General features: G+C 61.7%; 12 protein-coding genes. 4 read left to right on the forward strand and 8 right to left on the reverse strand.

What is annotated here, in order from left to right; translation table 11 throughout:
• The first annotated feature begins 28 nt into the window (after positions 1 to 28).
• On the forward strand, positions 29 to 1,333 hold the full coding sequence (locus tag B552_RS27080; protein WP_019447619.1) for an MFS transporter: 1,305 nt from the start codon (positions 29 to 31) through the stop codon (positions 1,331 to 1,333).
• A 62-nt stretch (positions 1,334 to 1,395) separates the two neighbouring features.
• The gene (locus tag B552_RS0103510) at positions 1,396 to 2,739 is read left to right on the forward strand and encodes a serine hydrolase (RefSeq protein ID WP_026035278.1); all 1,344 of its coding nucleotides are present in this window, start codon (positions 1,396 to 1,398) and stop codon (positions 2,737 to 2,739) included.
• A 14-nt stretch (positions 2,740 to 2,753) separates the two neighbouring features.
• Here B552_RS0103510 and B552_RS0103515 read toward each other — a convergent pair whose 3' ends face one another.
• The 5 genes from B552_RS0103515 to B552_RS0103535 form a co-directional block, all read right to left on the reverse strand.
• Positions 2,754 to 3,899 carry a hypothetical protein gene (locus B552_RS0103515; protein ID WP_026035279.1) on the reverse strand — a complete coding sequence of 382 codons (1,146 nt, stop codon included), beginning with the start codon at positions 3,897 to 3,899 and terminating at the stop codon, positions 2,754 to 2,756.
• A 36-nt stretch (positions 3,900 to 3,935) separates the two neighbouring features.
• On the reverse strand, positions 3,936 to 4,205 hold the full coding sequence (locus B552_RS0103520) for a MoaD/ThiS family protein (RefSeq protein WP_019447622.1): 270 nt from the start codon (positions 4,203 to 4,205) through the stop codon (positions 3,936 to 3,938).
• A 126-nt stretch (positions 4,206 to 4,331) separates the two neighbouring features.
• Positions 4,332 to 5,489 (reverse strand): porin, encoded by a 1,158-nt coding sequence (locus B552_RS0103525; RefSeq protein WP_019447623.1) that lies wholly within the window; start codon positions 5,487 to 5,489, stop codon positions 4,332 to 4,334.
• A gap of 334 nt (positions 5,490 to 5,823) precedes the next feature.
• A complete protein-coding gene (locus B552_RS0103530; RefSeq protein ID WP_026035280.1) occupies positions 5,824 to 6,768 on the reverse strand; it encodes an alpha/beta hydrolase in 945 nt (314 codons plus the stop codon).
• Between the two features lie 103 nt (positions 6,769 to 6,871).
• The gene (locus tag B552_RS0103535) at positions 6,872 to 8,206 is read right to left on the reverse strand and encodes an MFS transporter (protein WP_019447625.1); all 1,335 of its coding nucleotides are present in this window, start codon (positions 8,204 to 8,206) and stop codon (positions 6,872 to 6,874) included.
• A gap of 357 nt (positions 8,207 to 8,563) precedes the next feature.
• On the opposite strand from B552_RS0103535, the gene B552_RS28715 reads away from it, so the two are divergent.
• Positions 8,564 to 8,731, forward strand: coding sequence for a hypothetical protein (locus B552_RS28715; RefSeq protein WP_157160166.1), 168 nt, complete (start codon positions 8,564 to 8,566; stop codon positions 8,729 to 8,731).
• Positions 8,732 to 8,902: 171 nt separating this feature from the next.
• On the opposite strand, the gene B552_RS29125 is transcribed toward B552_RS28715, so the two are convergent.
• From B552_RS29125 to B552_RS0103555, 3 genes are all read right to left on the reverse strand, one after another.
• Positions 8,903 to 9,121 (reverse strand): helix-turn-helix transcriptional regulator, encoded by a 219-nt coding sequence (locus B552_RS29125; RefSeq protein ID WP_348599224.1) that lies wholly within the window; start codon positions 9,119 to 9,121, stop codon positions 8,903 to 8,905.
• A gap of 13 nt (positions 9,122 to 9,134) precedes the next feature.
• Complete coding sequence (locus B552_RS0103550; protein WP_019447628.1) at positions 9,135 to 10,181, reverse strand: DUF1254 domain-containing protein; 1,047 nt, start codon at positions 10,179 to 10,181, stop codon at positions 9,135 to 9,137.
• A gap of 235 nt (positions 10,182 to 10,416) precedes the next feature.
• Positions 10,417 to 11,439, reverse strand: coding sequence for a LysR family transcriptional regulator (locus tag B552_RS0103555; protein ID WP_019447629.1), 1,023 nt, complete (start codon positions 11,437 to 11,439; stop codon positions 10,417 to 10,419).
• A gap of 102 nt (positions 11,440 to 11,541) precedes the next feature.
• Here B552_RS0103555 and B552_RS0103560 point away from each other — a divergent pair, with 102 nt between their 5' ends.
• Complete coding sequence (locus B552_RS0103560) at positions 11,542 to 12,543, forward strand: tripartite tricarboxylate transporter substrate binding protein (RefSeq protein WP_019447630.1); 1,002 nt, start codon at positions 11,542 to 11,544, stop codon at positions 12,541 to 12,543.
• The last annotated feature ends 4 nt before the right edge of the window (positions 12,544 to 12,547 follow it).

The following is a 12,547-nucleotide window of genomic DNA, read 5'->3' on the forward strand; positions in this document are numbered from 1 at the left end:
CGACGCGATCATAAGTATGGAGACAGGAATGACAGCGGAACGCTCAGAGTATCGCCCCGCACGAGCATGGTCCATTGCGATCATGCTTGCGCTCATGATGTTGGTGAACTTCCTCGACAAGGTGGTGCTCGGCCTCGTTTCAGTGCCGATGATGCGCGAGCTTCATCTCACGCCCACACAGTTCGGCCTGCTCGGTGGCAGCCTCAATTGGCTGTTTTCAATCTCGGCAGTAGTTGGCGGACTTGCGGCAAACCGTCTGTCGACCAAGTGGCTGCTCCTGACCATGGCCGCTGCCTGGTCTGTATTGCAGTTGCCGATGCTGGTTGCCAGTTCCGTCTGGGTCATCATCGCCTGCCGCGTGTTGCTCGGCGTCGGTGAAGGGCCGGCCTCGCCCGTCGCCACACATGCCATCTACAAGTGGTTTCCAGATGCCAGGCGCAATCTGCCAATTGCCGTGCTGCATCAGGGCAGCGCGCTCGGACTGCTGATTGCCGGCCTTGCCATTCCCACCATCACCACCCATTGGGGCTGGCGAGCGAATTTCCTTGTACTCGCTGCCCTGGGGCTGGTGTGGTGTGCCGCCTGGCTTGTTTTCGGTGCCGAAGGCAGCCTCGAGCGCGTGGCGCATGCTTCGAGCGCGAAGCGTATCCCATACGCGGTGTTGCTGACTGACCGAACCGTGTTGGGCAACTTTCTCGGTCACTTTGCAGCGAACTGGATTCTGGCGATGACACTCACCTGGCTGCCGACCTATCTGCAACTCGGGCTCGGCTACGAAGCGCATGCGGCCGGCAGGATATTTGCGCTGTTCGTTGCTGTCACGGCCCCAATGAGCCTGGGGTTCGCATGGCTCTCTCAACGCCTTCTGGCGCGCGGGGTTCCGTCGCGGATCGCACGAGGCCTCTTTGTGTCTGTCATGCTGGTGTTTGCAGGCGGGCTGCTTGCCGCACTCGCGTACCCCGGGCTCGGGCCCACCGCAAAGACTGTCGCGCTGGCGCTTGGCAGCGGCATGTCGCTGATCATGTATTCCGTTGGCCCGGCCATGCTGGGCGAGGTCACGCCCAGTGTTCAGCGTGCAGGCGTGCTGGCCATGAGCAACGGATTGGCCGCTCTCGCCGGCCTGGCCGCTCCGGTCATCACCGGCATGCTGATTGAAACAGCAGGCGGATCGACGTCGCATGGATTTGAACAGGCGTGCCTTGTTTGCGGCGTCGTACTGCTGGGCTGCGGCCTGCTCGGCACTGTTTGTCTCGATCCACAACGCTCGCAGCGCCGCTTCGCTGATGCCCTTTCCGGGACGGAGGACGTGGCAGGGACGTATCCGCTTTATTGAGATCTCCTTGTAGCGTTCCGATTGGCCTGCCCGCAAGCAACAAAACGACATCTGGAGACACCATGCAATCTGGAAACAAGCACGGTATCGGCGTAGCAATGGCGATGGCCGCAATGCTCGCTGCCGCATCCGTACCGGCATATGCGCAGGTGCAAAATCAGGCCGAGACCACCGACCCAGTCAGGCTCGGTGTCATGCAGGGGTTTCCGCCACCAGCGGACAAGCGCGTCACCAAGGCCAATGCATTCCAGCTACCGAACCTGCGATGGGCGTTCCGCCACGCGCGCGAGACATCGCCCACTGCCGGCATTTCACGCGCGTCGTCAGCCCTTGCGCTTCCTTCACGCCCGGTGGCTGATCTTGATAACGTGCAGTTCGAAGTCGACGGGCAGCAGATCAAGCTATCCAGTTACCTTCACGATACCTACACCGACGGGTTTATCGTCCTTCACAAGGGGAAAGTCGTCTACGAGCGCTACTTCGATTCGTTCGGGCCTCGGCAGCAGCACATCTGGGCTTCGATGACGAAGTCCATTACTGGCTTGATTGCAGCCATGCTGATCGACGAAGGAAGACTGGATCCCCACGCAAAACTGGCAACCTACGTGCCGGAACTTGCCGGCAATCCATTCGGCGAAGCCACGATTCAGCAGAATCTGGATATGGAGGTGGCAGTGAGCTACCCGGCAAGCCTGCCGCCTGATCTTGGGCTGTTCGGTGCTGTTGGCATTGTTCCCCGCCGCGACGGCGCGCCCGACAATATCTATGACTTCCTGAAGGTCGCCCGCAGATCGCAGGACACGACGGGGACGGGCGTCTTCTACTATCAGAACGGCTCGCCAGAGGCTATCGCCTGGGCGCTAAGCAGGATCACTGGCCAGTCCTGGAGCACTCTGGTTTCAGACCGGCTCTGGTCGAAGTTCGCCGAGGACGAGGCCAGTATCCAGGTTGACCCGCTCGGCATTGCAATGGCGAGCGGCGGCATGAACACCACCCTGCGCGATGCCGCCCGCTTCGCCGAAGTCGTACGCAAGGCCAGTTCGGGAGAGAACCCGGACGCGCACCTCAGCAAGGCGGTTCGCATCGCCCTGACGCCCAACAACAACCAGGCGCTGTTCGCCGCAGGCAACCTGGCCGCCGGCAGAGCCAACTACGGCTATCGGGACTATTGGTACCAGGTCAATGATGGCGACGGTTCGATCGAGGCGAGTGGACGCTTTGGCCAGCGGATCTACATCAATCCGAAGCAGGCACTGACCATCGTGAAGTTCTCGTCCAATCCAGACTCCGCGCCGAGGCCCACCAGTGCCAACGCAACAACGCAATCGGTGCAGCACCGGTCAATCGAATCCCCGGGGGCATTCGCCGGTGCCGTCAAGGCGGTCCTTGCGGCGATCGCGCACTAGCCCACCCAATGCCCTTATCCAAAACGAACACAATAAACGGGCGGCAAATGCGCTGAAATCAAATGCCAGCTTTCACCGCCGTCGTCGGACGTCCATAGCGCGCCGGTGGTCGATCCCATCGCCAGGCGCGCGCCGGAGTCATCTACGGCGAGGCCGTGCCGATACACCAGGTCATACGCCGGTGCGGACGGCAACCCCGTTGAAAAACGCTCGAACGTGCGTCCGCCATCCCGGGTGCGCGTGACGACGAACTGGCCATCTACCGGAATCCGGCATTGGTCCTTCACGGCGGGCACGAACCACGCGGTGTCCGGCTCGCGCGGATGCACGGCAACCGCGAAGCCGAAGCTCGATGGCTGCGCTTCAATCCGCTGCCAGTGCGCCGCCCCGTCGGTCGAGCGGAAGATTGCGCAGTGGTGCTGCGTCCACAGTACATCCGGGTTGGCCGCGCATTGCACGACGCGGTGCGGGTCTTGCGCGTTGGCATCGCCGCGCCGATCCGGCGGCATGTAGTCGGCCTCCATGCCTTCGGCAGTCACGCGCCAGGTCGAGCCGCCGTCGGTGGTTTGCCAGACACCGCCGCACGACACGCCGATCGTCACGTGCCGGCTGTCGCGCGGGTCAACCATCACCGAATGGATGCCCGGCGCGTCGTAACCGCCCCCGAACCATTCGGGGCGCTCCGGACGATCCCACAGCGCGCGGTTGAGCACCCATGTATCGCCACCATCATCGGAACGGAAGAGCCCGCCTGGAATCGTGCCGGCCCACAGGACGCCCGGCTCATCCCGGCCACCGGTTTCGAGCGACCAGATTTGCTGAAGCGTCCAGGGAGGAGACGGTGGACTGGGCGCGGCGGCGCTCGCGTTGTCCGCACTTGCGTTTGTGCCGTCACCGGTGCGCTCGGCGGTTGGCTGCGGCGGGTAGACAGGGACCGCGCACTCTTCCCAATCGTCCATGCCCGCGCGCCGGCGATGCAGCTTCACGCCGAAGTGACCGAGATTGAGCGCGGCATACAGCGATCCGTCGCGCCGGTCAGGCAGCACCATGCTCACTGGCTCGCCAACGAATTGCGGCTTGCCGAGAGTCCAGCCGCCGTCGCCATCGGCCTGCAGTACGAACAATCCCTTTCGAGTTGCGACGAGCAATCGGTCGCTCATGTCGAATGCCTCCTCGGGTAAGAGTGAGAAATCCCGCTATCCGCCCGACAGCGCCTGTATGACGTACACGTGGCTTTTCTCGTCGAGCGCATCGGACAGATGTTGTCGGTCGTGCACCCGCCGGCCGTCGATAAACACGGCGAGATGCCTTCGCAGCGATCCCTGATCGTCAAGGATATAGCCGCGCAGCTGAGGCTGCACCGCGAAGACGGCCTCCAGCGCTTCGCCAAGCGTCCGCGCATCGATCTCGCGCTCAGGCGTCGCGATATGTCGCTGAATCGAAGCGGCAAAGAAGATGTGCGCCATGGAGGGCGGCCACGCGGGAACGGCTGTGTCTGTGGGTTTTGTAGTGTAGGCGATCCACGCAGCACTGGCATCCAGCCACCGCCCCCACGTACCAACCTCGGCAGGTGAGCGCCCTATGGCCGGCCGTCAGAACACATGGCGGATGCCCACTGCAACGCCAACCATTGAGTTCTGGCCAGAGGGAAGGACGTAACTGTTCACCGTAAGACTGGTTGCGAAGTTACTCGCTGCCGAATCCATGGTCAGGCCAGCGTTCCTTGAGTAAGCCGTCGTCAGGTAAATGTCAGTCCGCTTCGATAACGTGTAATCCGCAATCAGGGCAATCTGCCAAGGATTGGCAACATTGGCGTTCCCGCCCAGGTTCTTTATGTTCTGATAGTCGTACTCGAGCGTGAAATCGAGCGCGGAGGAGAAGCGGTATTGACCGCCGACCCAGTAGAAATCATCACGAAGCATCAGGGTGCCGTTCTGGTCCTTGTTCTGTCCCCAGCGGTAACCGCCCATTACCTTCGCGGTGCCATTGATCGCGTAGCTTGCCATGACCGCAGCCTTTTTGAAGGTAGCACTGCCAGTGCCGATCGTCGGATTCCACTGGTCATAGCCGATGGCCACCCCAAAACGTTCGGCCAGATAGGTCAGACCCGCGCCATAGGCAGAGTCACGGCGGAACTGCCCTGGTACTTCGCCGTTACCGCCAGCGGCCGGAACAGCAGGATCGACTTGCGGAAGCGCTATGCCCGCGCCGAACGACCAATGTGCCATGGCCGTGAAGGGTCCGAACACTCCCGTGTACTTCGCCACATTGTCCTCGCGGAAGTTGGCACCGGCGATCACGCCGACGGGCTCGTACTGAGTGGCATATCGTGCCGGGGCGAAGTTGGCCAACGTGAGGAACAGCGAGTGATACTGCCGACCGAAGGTGAACTGGCCGTATGCCGTGTCAAGGCCAACATAGGCTTGACGACCGAACAAACGACCGCCTTGTTGCATGCCGCCGTTATCGCTATTGAAGCCGCTTTCCAGGACGAAGACAGACTTCATCCCGCCGCCAAGGTCTTCGGTCCCGCGCAGACCCCAGCGCGAGCCGGAATATCCACCGGCGTCTTCGCGAAAGACCTTGCCGCCCTGACCTGGATTAAAACCGTTACTCGCCTGCGGCACTACGCCGACATGGTTGACGTACTCCACATTGACGTCGGCAACGCCGTACAACGTCACGCTGGATTGTGCTTCGGCTGCGCCGCATGCACTAACAGCAGCCAACGCAAGAATCGTCTTTTTCATTACCTGCTCTCCTCCATGGTTCATCATTTTTGATATATCGCGGGTCAACGGCCATATGACCCTAACCAACTGCCGTCCAAAATTGCCTCGTCGGGAAGAATCGGGACGAACGGGGTCCGTCAGGCATCCTTCCGGAGCCCTCTCGTGCTTGAACTTTTCTTCGATGAAACATCGCTTGCGGCAGAACCCGCGCCGTGCGCAAGCAAGACCGATGGTCGTTGTCGAATAACGCGCTCCCAGCTCACTCCTATGCGCCACGCAACAACGACTCCACGAACTTCATAGGCGCGTAAGTAGTGCCGTTTGATGAGGGACGGCCACAACCCTTGACGAGTTACCCGGTCATGAGAGCCCGCTTAAGCTGAAAGGCACACATCTGGACAGCTACGTTGGCTTCGTCGTTGACGCGCCCCATCACAATGAAGGCGTGAATCTGACGCTCAAAGTTCACCAGCGTTGCCTGACTTCCCGCCTTCGTCATGGACTGCGCGTACTGCATCCCTTCATCGCGCAGCGGGTCATATCCAGCCGTGATGATGAAGGCTGGCGGCAAGTCGGCATGACTGGAGTGAAGTAGCGGAGAAGCGCGCCAGTCAAGATCCTGAGCCGGGTCGGTGATATAGAGATCGTGGCAGTAGTCGATCAGCTCCTTGGTGAGCAGATAGCCATGGGCGTTACTGACACGTGAAGGCCAATGCTCGCGCTGATCGGTGCTGGGGTAGATCAGAAGCTGAAACGCAATTGGCATGTCGCCGGTATCGCGCGCCCACAGCGCAGTCACTGCCGCGAGGTTGCCCCCGGCACTGTCACCACCGACGGCCATACGGTGCGGATCGATCTTTAGCGCGGCCGCATTGCCGTATACCCAGCGGGCAGCAGCAATGGCGTCTTCCGGCGCAGCAGGGAAGCGGTGTTCGGGTGCCAGCCGGTAGTCGACAGAGATGACGGCGCAGCCCGAATCATTGGTCAGTTGGCGACAGAGCCCGTCATGTGAATCAAGATCGCCAAATACGAAGCCGCCTCCGTGGAAGTACACCAGTACGGGCAAGGGATCATCGGCGCTGCTGGCAGCCGGGCGGTAGCTTCGCAACGGAATGGGGCCTCTCGGACCCGGGGCATGCAGGTCGCGGACAGACCCCACCTCCGGCGCATCGGGTTGCAGTAGCGGGCGGCCTTTTCGCTGGGCGTCCCGTAGCAGCTCGGGCGGCAATTCTTGAAGAGGCGGTGCGTCGCTTTCTCGCGTTCGGCACAACAACGCCTCAACTTGTGGGTGCAACATGGTCAACTCTCCTTGGCAAGCTTTACGACAGCCGATTCGACAACTCAACTCCACCCTCTTCCGTCTGCCCCTGCAATCGGCGACTTTCATCCCGGTGCAGCGATCAGTCACGCAGATTTCGCAACGAGCGCGCCGGATCTTGGCCCAGCACTCCAACCACAGCGCCTGCCACCATCACCGCACCACACACCATAAAGCCGAACTCGAAGCTGTTCAGGCTGCTTCCCCCATGTGTTTGCAAAACGCGTCCCATGACGATGGGTGCGATGGCGCCGGCGCAAGTGCTCACGGCGGTGTACAGGGCGATCATGCCGCTGCGTTGTGCGTCTGGCACGATCTCGCCCAGCACAGCCGGTCCGAGTGAGAACGCCAGGGGCGGCAACGTCGACGCCACGGCCAGCATGGCCACCCTGCCGCCTGGCGTGGTCGCAATCGACGGAAAGAGCAGGAGGATCAAGCCGCCGATTCCTACGCAACCACAACTGAACATGCAGCGCGCGATACGCGAGGAGACGCCGCGCTTCAACATTGACTGCGAGCACCAACTCAGCGCCATGGCGGCCGGTGTGCCAACGGCGACGATCACGGCGAACATCCGTCCTGCAGTAACGCTGTCATATCCAAGACCTCGCTCCAGGAAGGCCGGTAGCCATGTAAGCGTCAGCGCGCTACCCCAGTACGCGGCGAAGCCCGTTACGCAGCTGCACAGGACTGTCGCGTCGGTCAACAATTTGCGATAGGGCACAGGACGTCGCTGGCGCTCCGCATTTCCGCCTGCCGATGCAGGTATCACGGTGTGGAGCGTGCCTTCACGCCCCCAGCACAGCCACCCCAGCGCCCAGAGGAGGGAGACGGTGCCCAGCACAATGAAGTTGGCCCGCCAGCCCCAGTGTTGCGTGATATAGGGCACCATCAGCCCGGCCACCAGCATGCCGATGACAGCGCCCTGGCTGATCAGCGCGACGGGAAGATTGCGCTTTTCATGGGGAAACCACTTGTAAAGAGCGTGCACGGAAACGGGAAAGGCCGGCCCCTCCCCCGCACCCAGCAGTACGCGCCCCACCAGCAGGGCTGTGGCCGACGCAGCAAAGATCACCGGAAGCTGCACGACTGACCAAACCAGCGCCATGCCAAGCAGCAGCCAGCGCGCGGGCAGGCGGTTGCCGATAAATCCCACCAGCGCCGCCGAGATCGTGAATAGCCAGAAGAAGCTGCTGGCGACCACGCCAAACTCGGTAGGACTCAGGTGCAGGTCACGCATGAGGGGTACGGCCACCATGCCCAGCACGACCTTGTCGAGAAAGTTGATGGAAGCGAAAACCGTCAGCGCAGCCGCCACGCCCCAGGCCTTGCCAGGCTGATACCTGCCCGCGCTGTCGACCGCCGACTCGCGTGCGGGTTCGCCTTCTCCTGACGCCGTTATCAATATGTCTGCCATGTTGTCTCCCTCCTTGAACCGCCTTTGTGGCGTCTTTATTTATGGAAGTGGGCGAAGCACCAGCCTGCCCGTATGTTGAGCGGCGCTCTCAGGAATCTCCGCGACCTCGGGATCGAGTTTGTTGATCTGCATGCGCAGCGGCGCCTCGGACATGCCAGCGCTTTGCGGTCTCGCGAGTGCCTCGCGGGGGGGGCGGATCTCAGCATCGTGAAAACAGGAGTTTTCACTCAAGACAATTCGTTCGGATAAATCGGCCAGGGCTGGACGCGGATACATGATGGTCGTGTATAGGCTTGTATATACATGATCAGTATCGCTTCGCAGACTACCGGTTTCAATGACATCCGATGATCAATCGTGTTCGAAAAAACAGAACAACCCGAGTCCACGCAGATGTCGGCGATCGCGCCCGCAGGCCCCTTGATGGTGGCGGCCGAGTACCGCGATGGAGAGATTTCGCCGCCGCCCTGGCACTACTGCGTGACGCCACTCTCGCCCGTGTCTACCTCGACGGTGATGCGGTGACGACCACCTTCCGTCGCTCGGCGCGCCGAGTAGTTGGGCTGAGTTAGCCGCCGCCCCCATTAGAGCGCCTTGCTTCTGAATGGGGAGGAATGCCTATGGCCTCGGTCACCTTGATGCGGACATCCCGGCGATGGCTCCGCATCCAGCTGTGGTCACCCTCCAACGCTCGCTTCAGTGCGCGTCACCGCGAACAGGCGGCGTGAGGCCATGCAACAGGCTCAGAAGATCGGCCTGCCTTGTCGTGTCGGCTTTTGAGTAGATGTGCTGCAGGTGGGTGCGAACCGTTGGCTCGCTGATGCAGAGCATTCCTGCCGACTCCATTCCGCTTAGCCCTTGCGAGAGGGCCAGCAGCACGTGCAGTTCGCCCCCAGTCGGCCCGTGCAGTCGCACAAAGGCCTCAGCGTCACTGGACCGGCTCTGCCTCAGGAAAGCTCCACTTTCCAGTGAGAATTTCGGCGCGAGGACGGTAGAGCCTGACCATGTAGTTCCAACCCTTCATTGTCGGAAGGCAATTCGGAAGCTTGCCGTCGCAACCTCCAAACTGAATGTTGATGGCTCCATTCGCACTCTTGCGTGCCGTGATGTTGTTGAGCGAATAGGCTCCCAGTTTGTTGGGTTCAAAGTAGCCCTTTTCGTTGTACACCGTGACGGACCAGAACCCATCGACCGGCACATCCTTGACGCTCAACCGGTAGGTTGTTGTGCCGTCATTCCTGCCAGGCGTGACATTAAGGTAAAGGGCATCTTTCTCGGGAGACCCTCCCCAGCCCATCGCCGTTCCAAGCAAATGCCTGATTGGATCGACCTCGCTCTTGGCACCAAACATGCGTCTGGTGTCAGGGACAGTGCTGGCAAGTGCGAGCAGTGAATTGCGGACTTCCGTCAAACTCTTCTGGTCCCAGTTTGGAACGTCGAAGGTCCCACCGTGCTCCTGGTGCACTTTGAGCGCATCCTGCAACACGTGAGCTTGCGCAACATCCTTCGGGTCTTGTGGATCGATCAGTGTGCGGACTCCCACCATGACATACCGGGTGCCGACGTTCTCGCGTGTCAAGACTTGCTGTCCTGGCGCATACGTCTGAAGCGGTGTGTAGTGGTCCTCGTTTACGACCTGCATTGACATCAGTCGCCCGCCCGGGTCAGGAAGCGTAATGGTGACAGGCCCTGCATCAAGGTCGAACACCGCAAGCGACATCAGAGTGTCCCGGTTCATGCGGACGACGTTCTGTTCCTCCACGCGAGTCGGTTCGCGGCGATGCACGAATTTTCCAAATGCACCTACCTTTACCTTGGCGGCAAAGTAGTGATCCGTCTCCGCACGCGCGTAGTTTTCAACAGTCACTGGCTTCAGGTCCTGCGCCAGTGCGCCGTGAACACCGGAGGCAACGATGCCAGCGGCCAGACAGATACGGGCGATGCGAAACACCCGGCGATGCGAATCGGTATGCATTTTTTGGCTATCCCTCCAGAGTCAGGTTGAAGAAACTCGAATGTGCGGTGCGACTGCACTTCGCCAACAGGACTTTCTGCACAGGAGCAAGTTAGCGGGCGACAAAGCGAAGCCGCTGGCAATCCGGGACTCTGACATGACATTTCGGGACATTGAGGGAAAACGCGAGGTTTGCCCGGCGTGGCCATGCCTGACGCCTACCTGACCACGGCCCTTTCAAAGGGCGCTGGCTTGACTACCTGCCCCTGTTCCGGCTGGATGGCCCGGCCGGGAGATCAGCGGTTGCGCCCTCGCGAAATTTCGCATCCTGCATCAGGTCCGCCAATCCCTGGCAGACGGCGACCACCCCCGGCGAGTCCGCCGTGTCGTCGCGCGTTACGAACACCGTACGTCCGGGCGCGAACCAGGCGTCGTGGCGAACCTGCCGCACCATGCCGAGACGTGCATAGTGCCGCACGGCGCTCTCGGGCGCGAGCGTCAGCAGGTCACTGCTGGCGACCATGCAAAGGTTGGTGTGGAACGAGAAGGACTCGATTTTCGGCTGCGGCGGCACGACGCCTGCGTCAAGGAACGGCATTTCGAACAACGTGCGCGTATGGGCCCCGCGTGGAGTGATCACCCAGTCGTATTCGCGCAGGTCGGAAAGTTCGATCTTGCGCTTGCGTGCGACCGGATGGTCCAGCGCGCACGCGATGGAGAGACGCTCCTCCCACAGCGGCGTAACCCGCATCTCGCGGGAGATGCCTGCCTCCAGACTGCTGCCAACGCGCCCTATCACGCAGTCGAGCTCGCCTCGATCGAGCAAGCCGAGCAGTCCGCCAACCGTGGATTCCTGAATCACAAGGTGCGGACAGTCCGGCCGTGCGGTCAGCTTGGCGAGCAGCATCGGCAAGGCTACGACGCCGACCAGCGGCAGGATGCCAAGGCGGACCACTGGCACCGGCGGCGCGGTGTTGATGGCCTCCATCGCGGCGGTCAGCGCATTGAGGGCAACCCGCAAGCGTCCGAGTGCGAGTTGCCCGGCCGGCGTCAGCGTCGCGCCGCGCGTCGTGCGCGCGACCAGTTTCGCGCCAAAGACCAGTTCGAGTTCCTGCAGCATCTTGGTTGCGGCGGGCTGGCTAAGCGCGAATTGCGCCGCGGCGCCCGACAGCGAGCCGTGCGCTTCGATCATTTCCAGAAAGCGCAGGTGGCGGATGCGCAGCCGATCAAGGCGCGCGGCCAGCCGTGCCTGCCGCGTGCCAGGCGTGTTGTCGGTCATAGCAAAACGTGATGACTAGATCGAGAACTAATAATTTACAGGAAAGTTTATCGCTCTCACAATCGGCTCCATCTGTCCACATAACGACAAGGAGACGACGCAGTGCGCACGACAAGATTCCTTCTGGCCCGGCTGGGCCTGGTGGTCGCCGTTGCCGGTCTTTCCTGCACGGCGGCAACGGCGGCCCCGGCTGCCGAGAGTACGTTCCCTACCCGACCAATCCGGCTGATCGTTCCCTACGCAGCCGGCGGCGGCCCCGACATCCAGGCGCGCAAGCTGGCGGAAGTTGCCGGGCGCGAACTGGGGCAGCCGCTGGTGGTTGAGAACAAGGTTGGCGCGGGTGGCATCCTGGCGGCCGAGTACGTCGCACAACAACCGGCAGACGGCTACACCCTGATGCTCGGCGCCTCCACACACATCACGCAGAAGCTGCTTCAGCCGTCAGTCAGGTTCGACCCGATGACGAGTTTCACCCACATCATCCGGTCAGGGTTCAGCCCGCAGGTAATGCTCGTGAAGGACGACGCGCCGTATCGCACGGTCGCTGACGTAGTGCAGGCCGCGCGCAAGGCACCCGGATCACTGAACTACGCGTCGGGCGGAATCGGCAGTGCAGCTCATCTGGCGGGTGCGGCATTTGCCAATGCGGCAGGGGTCGATCTCGTTCATGTGCCGTACAAGGGCTCGGTCGAGATCGTGCCGTCACTGATCAGGGGCGATGCCACGGTCGGCTTTTCGATCGCGTCGACCGCCATTCCGCAATTGCAGAACCACTCGGTGCGGGCTCTGGCGGTGACGTCGGCGCGGCGGCTCGCTGGCATGCCGCAGGTACCAACGCTGAACGAGGCGCTGGGCCGCAAAGATCTGGCGCTGGACGCATGGCTGGGCATCTGGGCACCCGCGGGTCTGCCGAAGCCTGTCGTCGCCCGGCTGCATGCTGCTTTCCTGAAGGCACTCAACGATCCCGCCGTGCGCGACTTCTATAACAGTGCCGGCACGGTCATCGACACCACGCCGACCCCGGAAGCGTTCGACCGCTTCATTGCCGACGAAACGGTCAAGTATCGCCGTATCGTCGAACAGAGCCATATCACGTTGCAGTGAGGCA

It is taken from the genome of Cupriavidus sp. BIS7, assembly GCF_000292345.1.
In the GTDB taxonomy this organism is placed as follows: domain Bacteria; phylum Pseudomonadota; class Gammaproteobacteria; order Burkholderiales; family Burkholderiaceae; genus Cupriavidus.